The organism is Mesorhizobium sp. B2-5-11 (assembly GCF_006440835.1).
Lineage (GTDB): Bacteria > Pseudomonadota > Alphaproteobacteria > Rhizobiales > Rhizobiaceae > Mesorhizobium.
The window spans coordinates 70,341-91,892 of record NZ_VFUK01000012.1; the positions used below are offsets into that span (position 1 = coordinate 70,341).

General features: G+C 61.7%; 19 protein-coding genes. 10 read left to right on the forward strand and 9 right to left on the reverse strand.

Annotated elements, in window-relative coordinates; all coding sequences use genetic code 11:
• Window positions 1–158: 158 nt before the first annotated feature.
• Together FJ490_RS27520 and FJ490_RS27525 are read right to left on the reverse strand one after the other, a co-directional pair.
• Window positions 159–431, reverse strand: a complete 273-nt coding sequence (locus FJ490_RS27520; protein ID WP_140498482.1) for a hypothetical protein — start codon at window positions 429–431, stop codon at window positions 159–161.
• Between the two features lie 224 nt (window positions 432–655).
• Window positions 656–1,393 (reverse strand): Crp/Fnr family transcriptional regulator, encoded by a 738-nt coding sequence (locus FJ490_RS27525; RefSeq protein WP_140498481.1) that lies wholly within the window; start codon window positions 1,391–1,393, stop codon window positions 656–658.
• Between the two features lie 223 nt (window positions 1,394–1,616).
• Here FJ490_RS27525 and FJ490_RS27530 point away from each other — a divergent pair, with 223 nt between their 5' ends.
• From FJ490_RS27530 to FJ490_RS27545, 4 genes are all read left to right on the forward strand, one after another.
• Window positions 1,617–2,969 (forward strand): substrate-binding protein, encoded by a 1,353-nt coding sequence (locus FJ490_RS27530; RefSeq protein ID WP_140673400.1) that lies wholly within the window; start codon window positions 1,617–1,619, stop codon window positions 2,967–2,969.
• Window positions 2,970–3,154: 185 nt separating this feature from the next.
• Window positions 3,155–4,030: a branched-chain amino acid ABC transporter permease gene (locus tag FJ490_RS27535; RefSeq protein WP_140525296.1), complete on the forward strand. Its 876-nt coding sequence runs from the start codon at window positions 3,155–3,157 to the stop codon at window positions 4,028–4,030.
• 11 nt (window positions 4,031–4,041) lie between these two features.
• A complete protein-coding gene (locus tag FJ490_RS27540) occupies window positions 4,042–5,877 on the forward strand; it encodes a branched-chain amino acid ABC transporter ATP-binding protein/permease (protein ID WP_140672085.1) in 1,836 nt (611 codons plus the stop codon).
• A complete protein-coding gene (locus FJ490_RS27545) occupies window positions 5,874–6,572 on the forward strand; it encodes an ABC transporter ATP-binding protein (protein ID WP_140672083.1) in 699 nt (232 codons plus the stop codon). The genes FJ490_RS27540 and FJ490_RS27545 overlap by 4 nt, the downstream gene beginning before the upstream one ends.
• A 1,108-nt stretch (window positions 6,573–7,680) precedes the next feature.
• Here FJ490_RS27545 and FJ490_RS27550 read toward each other — a convergent pair.
• Window positions 7,681–8,922, reverse strand: a complete 1,242-nt coding sequence (locus tag FJ490_RS27550) for an ROK family transcriptional regulator (protein WP_181165372.1) — start codon at window positions 8,920–8,922, stop codon at window positions 7,681–7,683.
• A gap of 111 nt (window positions 8,923–9,033) precedes the next feature.
• Here FJ490_RS27550 and FJ490_RS27555 point away from each other — a divergent pair, with 111 nt between their 5' ends.
• From FJ490_RS27555 to FJ490_RS27575, 5 genes are all read left to right on the forward strand, one after another.
• On the forward strand, window positions 9,034–10,086 hold the full coding sequence (locus tag FJ490_RS27555; RefSeq protein ID WP_140513463.1) for an N-acetylglucosamine-6-phosphate deacetylase: 1,053 nt from the start codon (window positions 9,034–9,036) through the stop codon (window positions 10,084–10,086).
• On the forward strand, window positions 10,083–11,276 hold the full coding sequence (locus FJ490_RS27560; protein ID WP_140513465.1) for an extracellular solute-binding protein: 1,194 nt from the start codon (window positions 10,083–10,085) through the stop codon (window positions 11,274–11,276). Before FJ490_RS27555 ends, FJ490_RS27560 begins: the two co-directional genes overlap by 4 nt.
• A gap of 221 nt (window positions 11,277–11,497) precedes the next feature.
• Window positions 11,498–12,682, forward strand: coding sequence for an extracellular solute-binding protein (locus tag FJ490_RS27565; RefSeq protein WP_140558028.1), 1,185 nt, complete (start codon window positions 11,498–11,500; stop codon window positions 12,680–12,682).
• A 7-nt stretch (window positions 12,683–12,689) separates the two neighbouring features.
• Window positions 12,690–13,712 carry a Gfo/Idh/MocA family oxidoreductase gene (locus FJ490_RS27570; protein WP_140666420.1) on the forward strand — a complete coding sequence of 341 codons (1,023 nt, stop codon included), beginning with the start codon at window positions 12,690–12,692 and terminating at the stop codon, window positions 13,710–13,712.
• Window positions 13,709–14,725: a Gfo/Idh/MocA family oxidoreductase gene (locus FJ490_RS27575; protein ID WP_140728633.1), complete on the forward strand. Its 1,017-nt coding sequence runs from the start codon at window positions 13,709–13,711 to the stop codon at window positions 14,723–14,725. The genes FJ490_RS27570 and FJ490_RS27575 overlap by 4 nt, the downstream gene beginning before the upstream one ends.
• Window positions 14,726–14,813: 88 nt before the next feature.
• On the opposite strand, the gene FJ490_RS27580 is transcribed toward FJ490_RS27575, so the two are convergent.
• The 6 genes from FJ490_RS27580 to uxaC form a co-directional block, all read right to left on the reverse strand.
• Window positions 14,814–15,659 (reverse strand): ABC transporter permease subunit, encoded by an 846-nt coding sequence (locus tag FJ490_RS27580; protein ID WP_140513473.1) that lies wholly within the window; start codon window positions 15,657–15,659, stop codon window positions 14,814–14,816.
• Between the two features lies 1 nt (window position 15,660).
• The gene (locus FJ490_RS27585; protein WP_140498467.1) at window positions 15,661–16,557 is read right to left on the reverse strand and encodes a sugar ABC transporter permease; all 897 of its coding nucleotides are present in this window, start codon (window positions 16,555–16,557) and stop codon (window positions 15,661–15,663) included.
• A gap of 8 nt (window positions 16,558–16,565) precedes the next feature.
• On the reverse strand, window positions 16,566–17,633 hold the full coding sequence (locus FJ490_RS27590) for an ABC transporter ATP-binding protein (protein WP_140498466.1): 1,068 nt from the start codon (window positions 17,631–17,633) through the stop codon (window positions 16,566–16,568).
• A gap of 77 nt (window positions 17,634–17,710) precedes the next feature.
• The gene (locus tag FJ490_RS27595) at window positions 17,711–18,886 is read right to left on the reverse strand and encodes an extracellular solute-binding protein (RefSeq protein WP_140498552.1); all 1,176 of its coding nucleotides are present in this window, start codon (window positions 18,884–18,886) and stop codon (window positions 17,711–17,713) included.
• A gap of 158 nt (window positions 18,887–19,044) precedes the next feature.
• Window positions 19,045–19,218: a hypothetical protein gene (locus FJ490_RS32865; RefSeq protein WP_181165373.1), complete on the reverse strand. Its 174-nt coding sequence runs from the start codon at window positions 19,216–19,218 to the stop codon at window positions 19,045–19,047.
• A 2-nt stretch (window positions 19,219–19,220) separates the two neighbouring features.
• Complete coding sequence (gene uxaC, locus FJ490_RS27600) at window positions 19,221–20,621, reverse strand: glucuronate isomerase (protein WP_140728634.1); 1,401 nt, start codon at window positions 20,619–20,621, stop codon at window positions 19,221–19,223.
• 229 nt (window positions 20,622–20,850) lie between these two features.
• On the opposite strand from uxaC, the gene FJ490_RS27605 reads away from it, so the two are divergent.
• The gene (locus tag FJ490_RS27605; RefSeq protein WP_140686375.1) at window positions 20,851–21,525 is read left to right on the forward strand and encodes a GntR family transcriptional regulator; all 675 of its coding nucleotides are present in this window, start codon (window positions 20,851–20,853) and stop codon (window positions 21,523–21,525) included.
• The last annotated feature ends 27 nt before the right edge of the window (window positions 21,526–21,552 follow it).

The window sequence follows — 21,552 nt, forward strand, 5'->3', positions numbered from 1 at the left end:
TGGGAACCTCCGTTCAGCATCCTGACGCCGTCCCAGGCGATTGGACCTGCCACGGCTGTCGCGCGATCTATGGTCGGGCTTTTCTTAATAGTCCGTCGGTCAGTCGGTACCCGCTCAAGGAGGCAGAGCGGTGGCGCTAGCCACCGCTCTTATCTGGATCAATTCCGGCAGTCCGGGCTGACAGGATCGTACTGGTGTGGGCTGACCCCCATGCACTTGGAGTTCGAAGCGCCACCAGGCAATCCGATCGACCCGGTCGGGAAGCCATACACCGCTTCTTCTGAAGCCAATGAATGTTGACCCTTCAAGTCACCCGGGGCTTCGAAGTCACCATTGTCGGCTCGCAGACTGTGGACGAAGGTCGAGTCGATCGCGAACGAAGGCACCGTGAGGATGAAGAATGCAGACGCAGCTGTAATGATCTTATACATGTTTCTCTCCCTTTGGTTGATGGCATCACAAAATTCGTGATGAGAACGAAATTGGCTTAGTTTAAAAACCAACTTCCTCTTCGGGCTTGATCTTTGCTATTTTCTTTATGATCTGTCCGAAAGAGAGACTAAATTGCCTGCTCTGTCATCTCTTGTACGCCGCGGGTGAGATTTGTATGTGAAGGAATTCACGCAGGGTGCTAATATGATCGACGGGACGCTTTTCATTCCCGCTGCTTCAGCACCGGGATCGGAACGAGGGACATCGGCTGGTACTGAGCCAGTCTTCGAAGGCCCGCAAGATCAGTCAAGTCGATGAAGCGCGCGTTGCTGGTGATAAGCTGTTCGGCGCGCAATTGCTGAATGATGCGATTGAGATGGGGCACGCTCAACCCGAGCGCGTCCGCCATGATTTCCTGTGAAAACGGCAGATCGAAACTTGCTTCGTCGGCGCGTTCGACTTCCAGGAGACGCGCGTGAATCTCCAGCAAAAGGTGCGCCAACCTTTCAATCGGAGTGCGCCGACCTAGATTGACGATGTGTTCCGCATAAGTCGCTGCCTCTTGGGCGGCGAGCCAACTTAACACCAGACCGAATTGGGGCTGCTCGTAGCAGAGACGAATGTACGCGTCGAACGAGCAGACGGCGTAGGTCAGTTCGCTCACGGCAACGACCGAACAAGTGGATCGATCGAAAAAGCTGACCGGGAATCCAATGACATCACCGGGCAGGATGAGCTTCAGGATTTGCCGCCTGCCGCTGCGCAGCAACCTGTAGCGGATCGCGTAGCCGTCTTTAACAAAGCACAGGTTTCGGAACTCGGAGCCGTGAACGACGAGTTCCTCCCGTTTCCGAATGGTAAGATCGCGCTCGAAGATTGCCTCAAGACGTTTGATGTCTAGCGAATCCAGCTTCATTGCACGTGTCAGTCGGGTCACGATCGGGTGGCCGGTCAGCGGCATGCCATGCTCCAAATGTTCATGACCTTCAACGAAACTTTCCTATGCTTATTAATCCAGATCAATGAACAGAATTATCAAACGAAAGTTGTATTGACTGGCAGGCCTACGCCACTGCGAATGCCCATGCAAATAGGCCATTTTCAGCGTTTCGCTGGAAAAAACCGGTTTGCGGGAACAACAAATGAGAGCCGTCCGACGGCTCCACGCTAAGGAGGAACAGCTGATGCCGCTCGACGATCAAAATACTTCCAATATATCCCGCCGCACCATGCTGCACGCGGGCGCAGGTCTTCTCGGTAGTGCCGTTCTGCCCTTATCCAGCTTTGCGGCTTTTGCAGCCGACGACAAGCCCGCGATAGGCACCTGGCCGGCCGGGTCGGCGGGCGACACCGTCTACATCGGAGCCGCGGTGCCCCTCACCGGTGCCTATGCCGTGCAGGGTGCTGATGAACTTAAGGGCTGGCAGCTGGCGGTCGACCACATCAACAACGGCCATGAGTTGATGAAGGCGTTGGCGCCGAAAGTCGACAAGGGGTTGCTCGGCAAGAAGGTCGAGCTGTTGTCCGCCGACAGCGCGGCCAAGCCGAACCAGGCCGTCGAGCTCGAGCAGAATTTCATCCACCAAAACAACATCATCCTGATGACTGGCTCGACTTCATCGGCGGTCGCGGTTGCGCTCAACAAATTCGCGCAGCGCGAGAAGATCCTCTACGTCGCGGGCATCTCCGGCTCAAACGACACAACAGGCAAGGACTGTGTCCGCTACGGCTTCCGCCAGAACTTCTACGGCCAGACCGCAGCCAACGCGATCGGCCCGATCCTTCTGAAGACCTACGGAAAGGGAAAGAAGGCGGCATTCATGACGCCGGACTACACTTACGGTCACACCGTCACCAAGTCGGTGAACGACTACCTGACCTCTCAGGGTGGATGGGAGATGGTGACGGACCAGGTCTCGCCGCTAGGCACCCAGGATTTCAGCCAGTATCTGACCAACATCGCCAATTCGGGCGCCGAATTCATTGTCAACGTCAACTGGGGCCGCGACGCGGTGCTGTCGATCCAGCAGGCCAAGCAGTTCGGCCTGACTCCGAGCATGAAGATGGTCATCCCCTACCAGATCCCCTTCCTTGCCAAGGAAGTAGGCCCCGAACTGACAGCCGGCGTTTTTGCCGCTACCGATTTCTGGTGGACCCTGCAGGACAAGTATCCGCTCGCCAAGCAGTTCGTGGACGCGTTCCAGAAAAAGTTCGGTTATCGGCCGGAATGGGGCGCCGAAAATGCCTATGTCAGCTTCGCTCATTGGGCGCGCATGGTGTCGCAGGCCGGTAGCTTCTATCCGCCGGACGTCATCAAGCAATACGAGAAGGGTGAGACCATCCCTTCACTCGTCGGCGACGTTCACTATCGGCCGGAAGACCATCAGTGCGTGCGACCGGTCGTACTCGTCCAGGGTAAGGACCCCAAGGACATGAAGAGCGACGACGACTACTGGAACGTGGTCGAGGTGGTCGATGGCGCGCCGCTGATGCAGAAGCCTGACGAGTTCGGCTGCAACCTGGGCAGCTACACCTGATATCCCGCAGCGCCTTCTCCGCCCGCCACGGGTGGAGAAGGCGCTCGCACCGGGACTGGCTCTGGCTGGACTCAGACGGTTCGTCTCCCGGCGGTCGGTGGAATGTCGATTGTTCGCGACTTGTCAACCAAACCCTTGCTGGCGCGAGGGCAGGGCATATTTTTCATGATTAAGGTGGGCACAGAGTGATCAACTGGGCAAATTTCATCTCGCAGTGCTTCAATGGGCTCGTGCTCGGCGCGCTTCTGGCGCTGATCTCCTCCGGGCTGACCATCATCTACGGGACGCTCGGCGTCCTGAACCTTGCCCATGGCGCGATGTTCATGCTCGGAGGCTATGCCGGCTGGCTCGCCTACACCTACACAGGTTCATTCCTCGCCGCGGTGGCGGCCGGATCGCTGTTCGTGATGATCATCGGCGTGTTGATCGAGCGGCTGATCATTCGCCATTTCTACATGCGGCCGCTTGAGGACCAGCTTCTCGTTACGTTCGGGCTCGGCATCGTTTTCGTCGAGACGATCCGCTTCTTCTTCGGCAGCCTCTCGCGCACGGTGCCGCCGCCCGCCTCGCTGGTCGGCATCACCCATCTGGGCTTCATGGTCTATCCCACCTACCGATTGGCGCTCCTCGGCATCGTCGCCCTGGCTCTGCTGATGCTCTATGTCGTGCTCTATCGCACCCGCATCGGGATGATCGTGCGAGCAGGCATCGAGGATTCGGTAATGGTCGATTCGCTTGGAATCGACGTCTACAAGATCTTCATGCTCGTCTTCGGCATCGGAGCCATGGCGGCCGGCTTCGCCGGCATCGTCAACGCACCCGTGGTGTCGATCGCGCCCGATGTCGGGGAAGCCATACTGGTCCAGACCTTCGTGGTCGTGGTGATCGGCGGCGTCGGTTCCTTTCCGGGCGCGATCCTCGGCGGCCTCATCGCCGGCGAAATCATCAGCATCACCTCGATGTTCAATCCCGGTTATTCCTATGTCATGCTGTTCGTGGCGATGACTCTGGTGCTGGTGCTTCGCCCGCACGGGCTGCTCGGCACGGCAGGGCGCGAGTAGATGCGGTCGCCATGAACATCAAACATCCCTTCCTTGTCGAGCTTCTGACGGCGCTGGCGCTCGTCCTGGCGCCGTTCGTGCTGCCCCATCTCGGCTTTTCGCCCAGCACGATCAATCGTATCCTTATATGGGGCCTGTTCGGGATCGGCTTCGACATCCTGTTCGGCTACACGGGATTGCTGTCCTTCGGCCAGTCGGCCTTCTACGGTACCGGCGGGATGTTCGCCGCCTATCTCCTGACTGAAACCGGCTTCTCCTATGTCATGGCTGCCATCGTCATGGGCGCCGTCGTGTCGGGTGTCGTCGGCTATGTGATCGGCCTGATCGCCCTGAGACGCACCGGCATCTATTTCGCCATGATCACGGTGGCGATCGCCGAAGTCTTCTTCTTTGTCGAGTTCAATCCGCTCTCGGCATTCACAGGCGGGGAGAACGGCTTGCCTGGCGTGCCAACCCCGGTCGTCAACCTCGGCTTCACGGTACTCGAATTCAACACCGACTGGACGATGTATACCTTCCTGGCGTTCTGGTATTTCGTCGGCATTGTCGTCGCACTTCGCATCGTACGCTCGCCGGTTGGCGCGATCCTTTCGGCGATCCGCGACAATCCGCTCCGCGCCGCGGCGCTCGGCCACGACATACACGGCTACAAGCTCACGGCCTTCGTGGTTGCGGCGATCTATGCCGGCTTTGCCGGCGGCCTGTTGGGCGTCATACAGGGCTTCATGCCGCCGGACGCTTTCATGTTCGACACGTCCGGCCAGGTCGTGATGCAGACGGCGATCGGCGGTGCCGGCACACTGTTCGGGCCGCTGGTGGGCGCGACGGTGTGGCTGTATCTGAGCGACTTTTTCCAGAACACATTGCATCTCGGCGCCACATGGAAGTTGGTGCTCGGCATCGTTTTCGTGCTGCTGGTCTGTTTCCTGCGGCGCGGCATCGTCGGTGCGATCGTCGATCTCTATGGGTTGACCGGCGGCCGCAAGCGCATCGAACGGGCCAATACCGCGGTCGAGAGTGCGCCGCACGTCGTGACGGTCGTCGAACCGATGCCGGCGCGCCGGCATGGCACTGCGCCAGCATCCGGACCGATCCTGCAGGTGCAGGGCCTAACCAAACGCTATGGCGGCATCACAGCCAACAGCGACATCGACTTCAGTGTCGATCATGGGGAGATACGGGGCATCATTGGACCCAACGGCGCGGGCAAGACGACGTTCTTCAAGATGCTCACCTGCGAGATCGCGCCGACCTCCGGCCGCATCATGCTGGCCGGCCGCGACATTACGGGCATGGGCGTGTCCGAGGTGTGCCAGCTCGGGCTCACCAAGAGCTACCAGATCAACCAGCTGTTCGACCGCCTGACGGTGCGGCGGAACCTGATGATTGCCGCGCTGGGCGAGGCGCGTGGAAAGTTCCGGCTTGACCTGTTCAAGAGTATCCACAGCGTTCCCGGTCTCAATGAGCAGGTCGAGCGAACGGCGGCGCTGGTGAACCTTACGGCGCGGCTCGATCGGCCCGTTTCGGAACTGGCCTATGGCGAGAAGCGGCGGCTGGAAATCGGCCTTGCGCTGGCGACGTCGCCGAGCCTGCTCCTGCTTGACGAGCCGCTTGCCGGCATGAGCCCGCGCGAGCGCGTCGAGACCGTGGCGCTGCTCAAGTCAATCGCGCGTGGACGCACGATGATCATCATCGACCACGACATGGATTCGCTCTTCGAGCTGGTCGAGAAAGTGACCGTCCTGCAGGAGGGCAGGGTACTGGTCGAAGGCATGCCCGCTGAGATCAAGACCAACGCAAAGGTGCAGGAAGCCTACCTCGGCGGGGTACATGGAGAGGTGGCATGAGCCTGCTCGAAGTCAGGGCGTTGAACAGCTATTATGGCGACAGTCACATTCTGTTCGACGTCTCATTGAGGGTCGAGAAAAACGAGGTCGTGGCGCTGCTCGGGCGCAACGGCGCGGGCAAGTCGACGACGCTGAAGAGCCTGATGGGCGTGGTGACGCCACGAGCCGGCTCGGTTGAGCTCGACGGGGTTGAGCTGGTTGGCAGGAAGGCGCACAGCATCGCTCGGGAAGGCATGCAGCTCGTGCACGAGAATCGGCGCATCTTCGGCAGCCTGAGCGTCGAGGAAAACATCATTCTGGCCGGATTGACCGCCGACGACCGCTGGCCGCTGGAACGTATCTACACGATGTTCCCACGGCTGAAGGAACGGCGCACCAGCCGGGGCACGGATCTCTCGGGTGGCGAACAGCAGATGTTGGCCATAGCCCGTGCATTGGTGCGCAACCCGAAGATCCTTCTGCTTGATGAACCCTTCGAAGGACTTGCTCCAGTCATTGTGCACGATCTGGTGCGCGCCTGCCGCGAACTGGCCCAGGCAGGGCAGACAATCGTGCTGGTGGAACAGAACATCGCCGCGACGCTGGCGCTCGCGAGCCGCGTTTATATCATCAACAACGGCCATATCGCCCATGAGGGCCCGGCCGCCGAGCTCAAGACACAGCCTGGGCTGCTGCTGCACCATCTTGGCGTCTAGAGGCATTGGCGAGCAGTCACGGATGCGTTCGACTTCCGACCGCCTTCGGCCATCCCGCTCTATCGCGGCAATCCGTGGTTCATGCCGGCGATTATCCAGGGCTATCGCTTGCAGGACCGTATCTCCTTCTGGCGCACCAGCCGCTGATCGCCGGAAATATCAGGACAGTCTCCAGGTTGGAGTCGGCCTGGATTTTTGCCGACCTGCCGTGTTGGAAAAGAAAGGCACCGTTCGATTTTCGAGGAATTTCAAGTCGAGCCGGCGCCGGCTTCGGCGGCAATCGAGCAGATGATCGCGTGGAACCCGGAACGGATCGTGTCGACGCACGGTTGATGGTCTCCGGCGGTGCGGTGGGCGAACTGAGGCGAGCCTTCCGCCGGGTCTTGTAAAGAGTGTTTCGCCGGCTTGTGCACCGCAAGCGAGCGCTCTGATATTTGGCGCGAGGACACCGAGATGACTGAACGACCAGAGAGATATCGAAACGCGATTGTCCCTCACATCTATGTCAACGGGGCGTCGGATGGGATCGCGTTCTATGAGCGGGCATTCGGAGCGATGGAACTGTTCCGAATTGCCCATCCAGACGGCAAAATCATGCACGCCGAGATTTTGATCTGCGGAGCCGTGATCATGATCGGGGATCCGGACGAGAGACTATACGGCGAGCCGCGGACACTTGGTCGCTGCACAGCTGGCCTTCACATCTTCACTGATGATAACGCGACCTTGCTGCGGCGCGCGGTCAAGGCTGGCGCGGAAGAGATCAGCCACCCACGAATATGTTCTATGGCGCCAGTTCCGCCACCGTGCGCGATCCCTTCGGCCACGTCTGGGTGCTCCCGTCGTGGAGGGAGGACCTCGATCCGGCAGAGATGGAACGGCGCGGGAATGCGCTCCTGGCCTAAAGAAGAAAACGCTGGCGACATGCTAAATGCGGCTGTTTCGCTGTGCGGCTCGTTAGTGAGAACCGGCTCGAAAAACCTCCGCGAGGCAGTGAGCTTCGCCCGAGCGGCGTCGCAGCATTCTCCACAGGACGTGAGAGGTGTGGGGCATCGAGATTGCTCCCGGATCTCTGAACCCGCAGCGTCAATCATTCAGATGCTTCGCGTCAGGGCATCGGCCTTTGCCGCTTTCCATTCCGCCGGCTCCGCCCTGCGCCATTCGGTTTCCCCTGCGGCGTGCCGAGCAGCACGCAAACGGCGATTTCATGAAGCGGTTGCGCGGCGCCTTGGACGACGTAGTCCAGGCTGGAGCGATCGGAGATCAGGGTCGGCAGGCGCAAGGTGCCGATCAATCCTTCCGCCTCGAAGCGGGAGCGTAGAAGTTCGTAGAGTCCGGCATTGCAGGTAAACGGGCCGGTGATGAACACCTTCTCGGGGAAAAGCAGCCTGCAGGCGTTCCCCAGCGCGCGCGCCATAAGATCGACGGCGACCCGGATTTCGGGAATATCCGTCAGCTCCATCGTCTCGATTTGGCTGGAGAGGAGTTCCTCCTCCCCTGAAGCCCACGGATATATCTCCCGTATGACCGGCAACAGGGCTGACAGCGAAGCTGCTGTTTCGAGACAGCCCCGGTTGCCGCATCCGCAGGGGCGATCCTTGAGCACGTTGAAACGCCAATGGCCGATTTCGCCGAAGGGGCCGCCCTGGCGCATCGGCGCATCGTCGCTGCCGCGATAGGCCAGGCCGATGCCCCAACCCCAATGAAGAATGAAGGCGCCTTCCAGTCGTTCCATGCCCGGCACGGCGTATCGGGCGCTCAATTCGACATCCAGTTGGCGAAACAGGAACACGCGCGGCGTGATGCCATCGAGCGCCTTGCCGACGTCGAAATCGCGAACGTTCGGCCATCGCGAGGTCAATATCCACGTCCGGGTCTTCACGTCCACGATGCCGGAAACGGCAACGGACGTTCCGACATGACGCATGCCAGACGGGCAGCTGCCGAGCAGACCGGCGACAAGGTCACGCATCGTCGCGGTCATGCGGGCCGAATCGGCGTCGGACGGAACATGGGCGGTTTGCCGGGCGAGGACACTTCCGCGGAAATCGACAAGGACGCCAACCAGTTCCTGGCTGGAAACAAGAAGGACGGTCGCGCCCGCGCAACCGGGGTTCAAAACGATTTGCGCCGGTGGGCGGCCACGGCCGCTCACCTGGCCGACGCTTTGCTCGATGATGCCCCTGCCGACGAGGTCGGCGATGGCGCGCGAGATCGCCATCGAGGTCATGTCCAACTCGGCGGCAAGTGCGGCGCGGGATTTGCCGCCGCCTTCGTGCAGGCTGGCGATGACGCGTGCGCAGTCGCGTTGGCGGGCGTCCTCGAAATCCGCGGTGTAGAGCGTCAACATGCCCGGATTCTTTTCCTTTCGCATTTCTGGATAACACTATTCAAAAATGGCTTGCAAGCGGTATCAAGCCGTGTACTCTCCGCGTAAGGAATCTTGGCGATCGGCCGCAACATGATTACTCCCGGTCTGGTCGACATGCAGGTCAATGGCTTCGCCGGCGTCGATTTCAACTCGGGGACCCTGACGGCGGCGGAACTCGACGAAGCGCTGGAGGCCCTCCTGGCGTGCGGCGTGACAGCGTGCCTGCCGACGATCATCACGGCAAGGCCGGACGAATTGTCGGCGCGGTTCAGCGCTCTCGACAAGGCTGTCTCCGAAAGCCGCCTCGGTCCCCTCATGTGCCCCGGCTATCATCTGGAAGGTCCGTTCCTCAATCCCGCCCCGGGTTATTCCGGATGCCATCCCGCCTCGGCGATGACCGCTGCGGATCCTGCGCTCATTGAGCGTCTGCAGTCGCTGCTCAAGCGCCCGATCCTTTTGACGACGCTGGCTCCCGAAGTGGAAGGTGGCATTGCTTTCATACGGGCCATGAACCGGCACAACATTCTTGTTTCGATCGGCCACTCGGCTTGCGGTTTTGAGCTCGTGGCGCAGGCCGCGGCGGCTGGCGCTGTCCTTTCCACCCATCTCGGCAACGGGCTGCCGCAAACCTTGCCGAAACTGGACAATACCCTGTTTGCCCAACTGGCCGAAGACCGTCTCGCCGCGACATTCATCGCCGACGGGATTCACGTTCCGCCAGGCGCGTTGAAATCGCTGGTCCGGGCAAAAGGGCTGGACCGGTCGGTCCTGGTTACCGATGCCGTTTCGGCGGCCGGTGCGCCGCACGGGTCTTACGAATTTGCCGGAATGCGGGTCGAGAGCCGCGCCGATGGCTCGGTCCGCGTTCCTGGCGGCATCGGGCTCGCCGGGTCGGCGCTGCGACTGGACGACGCCGTGCGCAACCTGGTGCGCTGGGGCATCGCCGGTTTCGCACAGGCTGTCGATATGGCCTCGGCAAATGTGATGGCGCTGCTGCAGCCGGTGCTGGACGCGCATGGCCTTCGCGTGCCCGCCAGCGAGATCGAGTGGGCGCCCGACATGACCATCACCCATGCGCGCGTCGGAGAAGAAGAACGCGAATACGACCGGCAAACGACAAAATGGGAAGGAAGACAACCATGACTGCTCGTGAACTCAAGGTGAATCGCCGCACCATCCTTGGCGGCATTGGCGGTACATTCCTCGCCGGCACGACGCGGGCCTGGGCGCAGTCACCCAAATTGCCGGCATCGCCGGTCGTCATTTCGGTGATGGACGTGGGCGGCGCGCTGGCGCTTTCGCAGCCGGCCTTCGAAAACTACGCCAAGAAATATCCCGAGCGCACCGAACGGATCGTCTTCACCAAGGCGCCGGTGACCGAGCTTGCCGGAAAGCTGCGCGCGCAGCAAGAAGCCAACCGCGTCGATATCGACATGGTGCTGACCGGCTCCGACGGTCTGGCGGCAGGCCTAGCCAACGGCACATGGATCAAGATTCTGCCTGATTTCAACGACAAGTTTCCCAAAATCGAGGACAATTACGAACCGGCCGCACTGGCCCTGCACAAGAAGCAGGGCGCGGGATATGGCGTTGTCGTCAACTACTATCCTTCCGGCCCGCTGATCGAATACGCCCCTGAGCGGGTGAAGGAGGTTCCCGGCTCGGTCGAGGAGCTGCTAGCCTGGGCCAAGGCCAATCCGGGCCGCTTCATGTATGCGCGGCCCACCAATTCCGGCCCTGGCCGCACATTCATGATGGGTCTCCCCTACCTGCTCGGCGACAAGGATCCGCAGGATCCCGTCGACGGCTGGGAGAAGACGTGGGGTTATCTGGCAGAGATCGGCCAGTATATCGACTATTATCCCGCGGGCACCGGCGTCACCATGAAGGAATTCGGGGAAGGCAGCCGCGACATCATCATTTCGACCACGGGATGGGACATCAATCCGCGCGCCCTCGGCATCGTGCCGGAATCGGCAAGGATCGGCACGCTCAAGGGCTTCCATTGGGTTTCGGACGCCTTTTTCATGTGCGTTCCGAAAGGCATTTCCGACGACAAGCTCGCCGTGGTGCTTGATCTGATGGCATTTTTGCTTACGCCCGAAGCGCAGGCTTATTCCTACGATGAGGGCTATCTCTACCCCGGCCCGGCGGTGAAGAACGTGCCTGTCTCCATGGCGCCGCAGCACAGCCAGGACATCGTCAAACGTTTCGGCAGGGACGAGTATGCCAGCCTCATCGCCGATAACCCCATCGAACTGCCGCTGCCGCCGGAAAAGATGATCGCCGCCTTCCGAAAGTGGGACGAATTGGTCGGCGCAAAGAAATCCTGATGCTTCGCCAAAGGCCGGCCGCGTCGAGGGCTGGCACTAGGATAGTGCAGCATGCCAGGCACTGGCCTGACGCGGCCTGTCCGCGACGGGACCTTCAGCGCAGCGGGGCGTCATTTGTGTTGCATTCGATACTAATAGACTAATATATCATTCATCTGGGAGAGCCGGGATGAAAGTGCGGAGATATCGCTCTTTCAAGAAAATAAATGAGGAGGACGACGATGTTCACGATTTCACGCCGCCAGGCGCTCGGCGCATTGGCGGGGTTTGCAGCGCTGCCCTTTGGCAGGTCATTCGCCGACGAGCTTGCCCTGCCCACTTCGCCGGTGGCGCTCAACATCATTGACGTCGCGGGCAATCTGCAGCTTACCCAGGCGGCAATCGAGAAATTCGGCAAGGAAAATCCGGGGCTCGTCTCCAAGATCACGTTCTCGCGCGCGCCGTCCCCCGAACTGCCGGCCAAGCTCGCCGCGCAGCAGGCGGCCAACCGGGTCGACATCGACCTGGTGCTGACGGGTCCGGGTGCCATGTCGGACGGCATCACCCAGGGCCTGTGGATCGACGTGTGGACGAAATATCCCACTGTGCTGCCCAAGGCTGAGGACGTCTATCTCGACAGCGCCTTGATGATGCAGAAGAACTTCGGCCAGAACGAAGGTGTCGCCGTCGTCTATTCGCCGTCGGGCCCACTCTTCGAATATGCGCCGGACAGGGTCAAGACCATTCCCAGGAACACCGACGAACTGCTGGCGTGGGTGAAGGCCAATCCCGGCAAATTCTGTTATGCGCGGCCGGTCAATTCGGGACCGGGCTGGACCTTCCTGATGGCCATGCCCTACATCCTCGGCGACAAAAATCCTTCCGATCCCATCAATGGCTGGGAGAAGACCTGGGCCTATCTGAAGGCGCTGGATGAAGGCATCGATTACTATCCCTCCGGCACCACCGTGACGATGAAGGAGCTGGCCGAGGGCACCCGCGACATGATCGTTTCCACCTTCGGCTGGGACATCAACCCGCGCGTGTTGGGCATAGTGCCGAAGGAGATCGAGACGTTTGCGCTCGAAGGCACGCATTGGGTGCCCGATACGCAGTTCATGTGCATTCCCAAGGGCGTCGCCGAGGAAAAGGTCGCGGTTCTGGTCAAGCTCATGGCCTTCATGCTCGAACCCGCGCAGCAGGCCTACACCTACGACAAGGGCTATTTCTATCCCGGCCCGGCGGTCAAGGGCGTACCGCTCAGCGCCGCGCCGCAGGAAAGCCAGGACGCCATCGCAGAGTTCGGCCGCCCACAATATGAAGAGCTGATCAGGAAGTTCCCGGTCGAAGCGCCGTTAAAGCCGGAAGCACTGGTCGCCGCCTTCGAGAAATGGGACCGCGAGGTCGGTGCCAACAAGATGAAATAGCGGACCAATGCGATTTGCCGTGATCGGCATCGATCATCGTCACGTCTATGACCTGATCGGTGGGCTTCTGGATGCCGGCGCCGAGTGCGCCGGCTACGATCCCGCGACGACCGATCCCAAGGTTGCCGCCGGCATCGCCGAGCGTTTTCCACGGATCGCGCCGGTCGAACGACGGCGCCTGATCGAGGATCCCGCCATCGACCTCGTCGTTACCGCGGCTGTCCCCTCCGATCGGGCCGCCATTGCCGTCGAGGCCATGCGGCATGGCAAGGACGTGCTTGCGGACAAGCCCGGCCTGACCACGTTCGAGCAGCTTGCCGCCGTGCGGCAGACCGTGCGTGAGACGGGACGCATCTTTTCGATCTGCTTTTCGGAGCGCCTCCTGACCCGAGCCTCGACGCTGGCGACGCAGCTGGCGATGGAGGGCGCCATCGGCGAAGTCATCCATGTGACGGGCCTGGGGCCGCACCGGCTCAACCGTGCGCTACGCCCGGCGTGGTTTTTCGATCCCGTGAATTACGGCGGCATCCTGGTCGATATCGCCTCGCACCAAATTGATCAGTTCCTGTTCTATACTGGCTGCGCCGACGCGAATGTCGTTTCAAGTGCGGTCGGCCATTTTGGCGCTTCTGACATTCCGGCATTTCAGGATTTCGGCGACATCCTCCTGCGGGGAGACAAAGCGAGCGGTTATATCCGCGTCGACTGGTTCACCGCCGACGGGCTGCCGACCTGGGGGGATGGACGGCTGATCCTGCTCGGCACCAAGGGCACGATCGAGCTTAGGAAATATGTCGACATAGCCGGCAAACCTGGCGCGGACCACGTATTCCTCGTCGATGGCAAGGGCACGCGCCATTTCGATGCGTCGGGCGAAAAGATATCCTATTTCGAGCGCCTGCTTGCCGACGTGCGCGAGCGTACCGAAACGGCGATGACGCAGGAGCATGTCTTCACGGTCTGCCGGCTGGCGCTCGAGGCGCAGGCGGCGGCGGTCGTCGTGACGGGGCAGGAAAGGAACGCGCGATGAGCAGGCTACGTATCGCCATGATCGGCTTGGGTCCGGCGGCGTTGCCGCATGCGAAGAGCCTCGTCGATCTTGCGGGCAGGATCGAGGTGAAATGGGCGGCCAGCCGCAGCCAGGCGACGGCAGAAGCCTTTGCCGACCAGTTTTCCTTTCCCGTGACGACCGATATTGCGGCCGCGATTACCGATCCCGAGGTTCAGGCGGTGCTGGTGCTGACGCCGGCCAACGCGCATCTGGCGGTGGCCGAACTGGCCCTTGCCGCCGGCAAGCACGTGCTCGTCGAAAAGCCGCTCGAAACGACGCTGGCGCGCGCCGAGAAGCTGGTCACGCTGGCCCGCGGGGCCGGCCTGCGCCTCGGCGTCGTCCTGCAGCACCGTTTCCGGCCGGCCAGCCTGCGGCTGCGCCAACTGCTGGCTTCCGGCGCCATCGGCACGGTGGAGGCGGCCAGCCTTCGGGTTCCGTGGTGGCGGCCGCAGGCCTACTACGATACCGGCGGCCGCGGCAGCTTCGCGCGGGACGGGGGCGGCGTGCTGTTGTCGCAGGCCATCCACGCCATCGACCTTTTCCGCTCTCTGCTGGGAGAGATCGAGGTGGTGGCTTCGCAGGTGCGGACGACCGGCCTGCACCGGATGGAGGCTGAGGATTACGTCACCGCCCTGATGCGGCTCGGCAACGGCTCGCCGGCCTCGCTGCTCGCCACGACGGCGGCCTATCCGGGCTCGCCTGAAACCATGGAGCTTGTCGGCTCGCTCGGCACGGCCACGCTGACCGGCGGTGCGCTGAGCGTCGGCTGGCTCGACGGGCGCGAAGAGCGCGTCGAGGCGGAGGGGAAGACAGGCAGCGGCGCAGCCATCATGGACTTCCCCCATGACGCGCATCGTGCGCTGATTGACGATTTCGCCGATGCGATTTCGCAAGACCGCGATCCGGTCGTGACGGGTGAGGAGGCGCTCCAGACACAGCGCTTGATCGCAGCTCTCATCCGTGCGGATCCGGCCAGCAACCAACTCGTATAAGAGCGCTTCCTTCGAACCTCGAACGCTCCAGGATTCCTGGAGAGAGTGGCTTTCCGCCGCCATCATGCGGCGGAAAGAAAAGCCTGTTTCAGGCGGAGGCGGGCTGCTGCTTTGCCCGCGCTACAATCTGCGTCGGATTGACGAAGCGCAATGCGATCAGCAGCCAGACCAGCGTCGTTATCATATACACCACCGCCATCGCGTCGATCGACTGCACCGCGCGAACGCCCGAGGCGAAGACCGAATAGTACAGCGCCACGACGAGCGTCTGGCTGGTCGGCCCGGCTGTCAGGAAGGTCAGTTCGAACATGCCGATGGTACGCACCAGCACCAGCAGCAGCGCCGCCAAGATGCCCGGCATCAGCATCGGCAGCAGAACATGGAGAAAGAGCTGGAACGTGTTGGCGCCGAAGACACGCGCGGCCGCCTCGATCTTGGGATCGATCTGCTCGATGAAGGGGATCATCACCAGGATGACGAAAGGAACCGTCGGCACGAGATTGGCCAGCACCACGCCCCAGAAGGTGCCACCGACCCCCGATTGGTAGAGCACGGTAGCCAGCGGAATGCCGAAGGTGATCGGCGGGACCAGAAGCGGCAGCAGGAACAGAAGCATGATCAGCTTCTTGCCGGGAAAATCGCGCCGCGCCAGCGCATAGGCCGCCGTCACGCCGAGCAGGCCTGAAAGCGCGACCACGGTGAAGGCGATCTGGAAGGTTACGATCAGGATATCGTGGAGCTGGAACTCCGCCCAGGCGGCGAAATACCAGCGGGTGGTGAAGCCGGCAGGAATCCATGTGCCCAGCCAGCGCGTGCCGAAGGACGACAGGATGACCGTGGCAATCATCGCCGCGAGGTTGAGTACGAAGAAACCCACCACCACCCAGATGGCGGTGATCCAGAGCTTGGCGGCGATGGTTGTGTCGCGGATCATGTCAGCCCTTTCCGCCTGCGGTGCTGCCCCGATAGAACAGGTTGCGCAGCATCAGGATGGCGACGACGATGACCAACTGCACACCGGCCATGATCATCGCGATTGCCGAGGCCATCGAGTAGTCATATTGCTCGAAGGCGGCCTGGTAGGCCGCAATCGAGATGACCCGGGTCGGCCCGGCCGGCGCACCGAGCAGAACCGCCGACGGAAAGACGGCAAAGGCCTGGACGAATGAAAGCAGGAAGGCGATGGCCAGGCCGGGGATCAGCAGCGGCAGGAACACATAGCGGAACCGCTGCCAGGAGCGCGCGCCGTGGGTCGCCGCTGCCTGTTCCAGTGCCGGATCGATGCCTGTCACATAGGAGAGCGTCAAAAGGAACGTGAACGGGAAACCGGTGATGATCAGCGACGCGAAAACACCCCAGTAATTGTTGGTGAGTTTCACGGGACTGCTGATGATGCCGAACAACATCAGCGTGCGGCTGAACCAGCCCTGCGGTCCCAGATAGTTGAGCAGGCCTTCCGCCACCAGCACCGTGCCGAGCGTTACCGGCAGCACGAGGATGGTGGTCAGCATACGCTGGTGCGTCATCAGGCGAACGCGAAAGGCGATGGGCAGCGCCAGCGCCAGGCTGATAACGGTGACCGGCACCGCCAGCCACAGCGTTGTGGCAATGGTGTTGTAAAGGAACGGGTCGGAGAAGAAACGCTGGTAGTTGGCGAGGAGCCCCCCTTCCTTCGGCTGGAAGGACAGGAGCAGGCCGTAGACAAAGGGATAGACGAAGATCGCCAGCGTAAACAAGGCGGCCGGAAGCACCAGAAGGGTGACGCCGTCGATCCCGTGCAAGGCCAGCCGCTGGCGCAGGGAAGGAGAGGGCGTATGATCGAGCGTCGACATCGCCGTCCTCAGGCCGCGTAGATCAGGGCGTGGGCAGAATCGATCGAGAGCGAAACCGTGTTCCCGACCGACGCGGCCTGGCTGGCATGGAAGATCAGCTCGAGGCCGCCCTCGGTGCGTGCCGTGCCGACGAATTCCCGGCCGCGATACTCGATGGTTTCGACCTTCGCATCAAGCGTCCCGATGCCCTTGTCGCTCACGGTGACATCGTCCGGCCTGGCGGCGATCACGGCTTGCGCGCCAACCGCGAGATCGTCGCGCAGCCTGCCCGAAAGGCTGACGCCGCCGACTTCGACCATGGCAATGTCGCCGTCGCGCCGGGTGACCTTGCCGGTTAGCCGGTTGCGGTAACCCATGAATTCGGCGACGTCGAGATGGTCCGGGCTCTCATAGAGGTCCCGCGGAGCGCCGACCTGCCGGATTCGGCCATCGCGCAGCACGACTATGCGGTCGGCAAGCGACAAGGCCTCGTCCTGGTCATGCGTCACATAAAGGGTGGTGGCCCCGAGCTGGTTGTGGATGCGCCGGATTTCCGCACGCATCTCGATGCGCAATTTCGCGTCGAGGTTGGAGAGCGGCTCGTCCATCAGCACCAGCGGCGGCTCGATGACGATGGCGCGGGCGATGGCCACCCGCTGCTGCTGACCGCCTGACAGTTGACCCGGCAGCTTGTGGCCCTGCGTTTCCAGCCGCACCAGCCCCAGCGCCTCGTCGACGCGTTGCGTGATCTCGGCCTTGGGCGTGCCGCGCATCTTCAGGCCGAAGCCGATGTTGGCTTTGACGGTCATATGCGGGAACAGCGCATAGTTCTGGAAGACCATGCCGAAGCCGCGGTCTTCCGGCTTAAGCTGGTCGATGCGCTTGTCGTCGAGATAGATGCTGCCGCCCGTGGTGGAAAGCAGTCCGGCGATGCAGTTCAGTGCGGTCGACTTGCCGCAGCCCGAAGGTCCGAGCAGGGCGATGAATTCCCCCTTGCGCACGGTCAGCGAAACGTCACTCAGCGCGCTCATACTGCCGAATTTTCGACTCATATGATCGAGGCGGAGTTCGTCGAATTTCGACGAGGCGAGCAGCATCCGTTCGTAGCCCCATTGTTGTAGGCGAACCGGGCGGCATGCCCGGTTCCTATTATGCGCTGACAATCAAAGGTTTGTCATTTCGCGGTGGCGGCGACCTGTTCGTCCCAGATTCGGAATGCCGTGACCATCGAAGCTGGCTCCAGCGGCAGTTCGATCGGGTTGTTGGCGATCAGGTCGGCATATTCGGTGCGGCCGAATTCGGCGATCGCATCCTGGCTTTCCTGCGGCGCCATGTCGAGGGTGACATCCTTAACCGCCGGGCCCGGATAGAAATAGCCCTCGTCATAGGTATAGGCCTGCTGCTTAGGCGTCAGCAGGAATGCCATCAGGTCCTTGAGCACGGCCAGTTTTTCGTCGCTGACCCCTTTCGGCACGCACATGTAATGGGCGTCGGCGACCCAATGGAAGCCTTTCAGCGCCCCAACCTTGGCTTCCTTCGGCACGACGCCGAGAACGCGCGGGTTGATGTCCCAGCCAGTCGTCGACACCGTCATGTCGCGCGTGCCTTCGCCGAGTTCCTTCATCAGCGCACCGGTGCCGGTCGGATAATATTCGATGTATTTGTGCAGTTCCTTAAGATAGGCCCAGGTCTTGTCCCAGCCCTTGACCGGATCCTTCGGATCGCTGTCGCCGAGCAGATAGGGAAGACCCATCAGGAAGGTGCGGCCGGGGCCGGAATTGGCCGGGCGCGCATAGAGGAACCGGTTCGGATTTTCCTTGGCCCAGGCCAGAAGCTCCTCCGCCGTGGTCGGCGCCGTCTTGACCTTGTCGGGCATGTATTCGAGCAGCGGCCCGGACGGGTAGTAGGTGACGACGACGCCGTGGTCCTTGGCCAGCGTCTGCATGCGCGCTGCCGGCTCCTGATAGATATCGGCCAGCTTCGGCAAGGCGCCCGAATCGTCAGGAAGCAGCTTGACCCACAGGTCCATCTCGAGGCCTGCCGACAGCGCATCCGTTCCGGTAAGCACGAGGTCGATATCGACGCGGTTCGCCGCCTGCTGCGCCTTGATCTTGCCGGGAAGCTCGGGGGCGGGCGCCTTGGTGAAGACGATGTTCGAGATCAGTTCCGGCTTGGCCGTCTTGTAATTCTCGATCGCCTTCTGGGTTAGCGCCAGATTGCCGGCGACATCGACGATATTGATGGTGACGGGCGCGGTCGGCAGCTTGGCGGTCTGGGCAAACGCGCGCGCAACCGGAAGCGCCGCCATGCCGGCTAATCCGCCGACTGCCTGTCGCCGAGTGATCTTGATCATCTTCATCTCCTCCGCTGGTCCTGTCTTGTCCGGCAGGATTTCAATTTTGATATATTAATCTACCAGTCATCAAAAACAACCGCTTTCTGCTCCGTGCATGAACCGCTGCGCCAATCATGCCACGGCGGCTGCGGCGCCGTCGTTCAAAAGATCGGTCAATACGGTTCCCAGGCTTGCGAAATGGGCTCGGCCGGGAGATCGGTGCCGAGGACCTGCTTCAGCCGCAGGAAGACGGCGGCCAGTTGGGCAGCCAAGCCGATCTTTGCGGTCCGCGCGCCCGATCCCGGCCGGCAGGTCACCCAGGTCCGATTGAAAAGCCGCTGCGCCATGGTCAGAGCCTATAGGCTTTCTTGGCCAGGCGGTAGGCGAGATCGTGCGCCACTTCCTGCGCCTCGTCCTCGTCGAGCCGGTGGTCAGCCACCAATTCCGCGAGAAAATTGCAGTCGACGCGGCGCGCCATGTCGTGCCGCGCGGGGATCGAACAGAAGGCACGGGTGTCGTCGTTGAAGCCCACAGTGTTATAGAAGCCGGCTGTCTCCGTGGTAAGCTTGCGAAACCGGTACATGCCTTCGGGGCTGTCGAAAAACCACCAGGGCGGGCCGAGGCGCAGCGCCGGATAATGCCCGGCAAGCGGCGCAAGCTCGCGCCCATAGGCCGTCTCGTCCAGTGTGAACAGGATCAATGTCAGGCGCGTGTCGTTGCCGAACGCGTCGAGGAGCGGCTTGAGGTCGTGGACATACTCGGTGCCGGTGGGAATGTCTGCGCCCTTGTCGAAGCCGAACTCGGCGAAAATCTGCGGGTTGTGGTTGCGGAAAGAGCCGGGATGGATTTGCATGACCAGGCCGTCCTCGACGCTCATGCGCGCCATTTCGGTCAGCATTTGCGCGCGGAACAGGTCGGCATCCTCGGGCGAAACATCGGCCTTCAGCACCCGGTTGAACAGAGCCGTTGCTTCCGCCTTCGACAGGTCGGCGGTGCGGGCATTCGGATGGCCGTGGTCGGTGGACGTCGCGCCGCGCTGCTTGAAATATGCACGGCGGATTCGGTGCGCCTCAAGATAGCCGGGATAGCTGGCCGGCGTTCCGGCCAACGCCAGGAACCGCTCCACCTCGGCATGGAAACCCTTGCGCGAAGGGTCGACGACGGCGTCTGGCCGGTAGGCTGGCACAACCCGGCCGTCCCATCCGGAAGCCTTGATCGCATCATGCGCGGCAAGCGCATCGGTGGCGGTGTCCGTCGTTGAGATGGCTTCGATGTTGAAACGCTTGTAGAGCGCGCGCGGGCGCATCTCCGGCCGCTCGAGCTGTTCGGCGATGCGGTCATAAAGAAGGTCGGCATTCTTCGCGCCGAGCCGCTCTTCGATTCCGAAGACCGTTGCCAGCGAATGCTCGAACCACAGCCGCGTCGGCGTGCCGCGGAAAAGGGCGTAGTTCTCGGCGAAGCGGCGCCAGATCTTGCGAGGATCGGTTTCGATCGGCCCCCCATCCAGCCGCGGGACGCCGAAATCTTCCATGCGCATTCCCTGGGAATAGAACATGCGCAAAATGTAGTGGTCGGGGTTGACGAACAGCGTGGCCGGATCCGGGAACGGCAGGTCATACGCATACCAATCCGGCTCGGTATGGCCGTGCGGGGAGATGATCGGCAAGGCACGCACGCCTTCATAGAGGCGCCTGGCGATGGAACGGACGGTAGGGTCAGGCGAAAAAAGCCTGTCGGGATGAAGCGGCATTGCAAAATCCTTGCGGTCGAGCCGCGAAAGCGGCGTTCGGAAGGGAGGGGCGATTGAATGCGCGCGATCATAATTTGGGATGAAGCGGCGTTCCGATATTGGCGAACAGTAAGGAATAATATATTAATATGTCAACTGATTGAAGATCGGGGATTGAGAAATGACATTAGCAAAGGCGCATGCGGGCATTGCGGGCTCCGACCGCGACGCCGCCCCCGTTCGAACGAAGATGCGTCGGCCGGGCATCGTGCGTACGACGGCTGCGTCCGCAGTATACCGCGAACTGCACGAGGCGATCGTATCCATGCAGCTTAAGCCCGGCAACGCCTTGAATGAAAAGGTGCTGACCGAGCGTTTCGGTGTCAGCCGCACGCCGGTGCGCGAGGCGTTGATTCGCCTGGTCGAAGACGGGCTGGTCAATATCTATCCTCAGTCGGGAACCTTCGTCGCGCCGATACCGATCTCGCTCATTCCCGAAGCCGTCGTCATCCGTAAGGCGCTGGAAGGCGCCACGGTCGAAAAGGCCGCGCAATGCGCAAACGGCAACGATGTGGGAAAGCTCGACGACATATTGGCGCGGCAGCGGTTCCTTGCCGAACGACAGGACATGAACGGCTTTCACGAGGCCGACGAGGCCTTTCACGAGGCGATTGCCGGAATAGCCAGCTATTCCGGCATCTGGAACTATCTGAAGCCGGTCAAGGTGCAGATCGACCGGGCGCGACGCATGACGCTGCCCGCGCTCGGCCGCATGGACCATGTGATTGGCGAGCATACGGTCATCCGCAACGCTATAGCGGCGCATGACGTTAAGGCTGCCTGCGAGGCCATGCGAATCCATCTGGGCGCTGTCATTCCCGATGTCGAGCAACTGCGCGACGCCTACCCCGACTGGTTTATTTGAGCCGACCAGCCCTGAAATAGTTGGAGA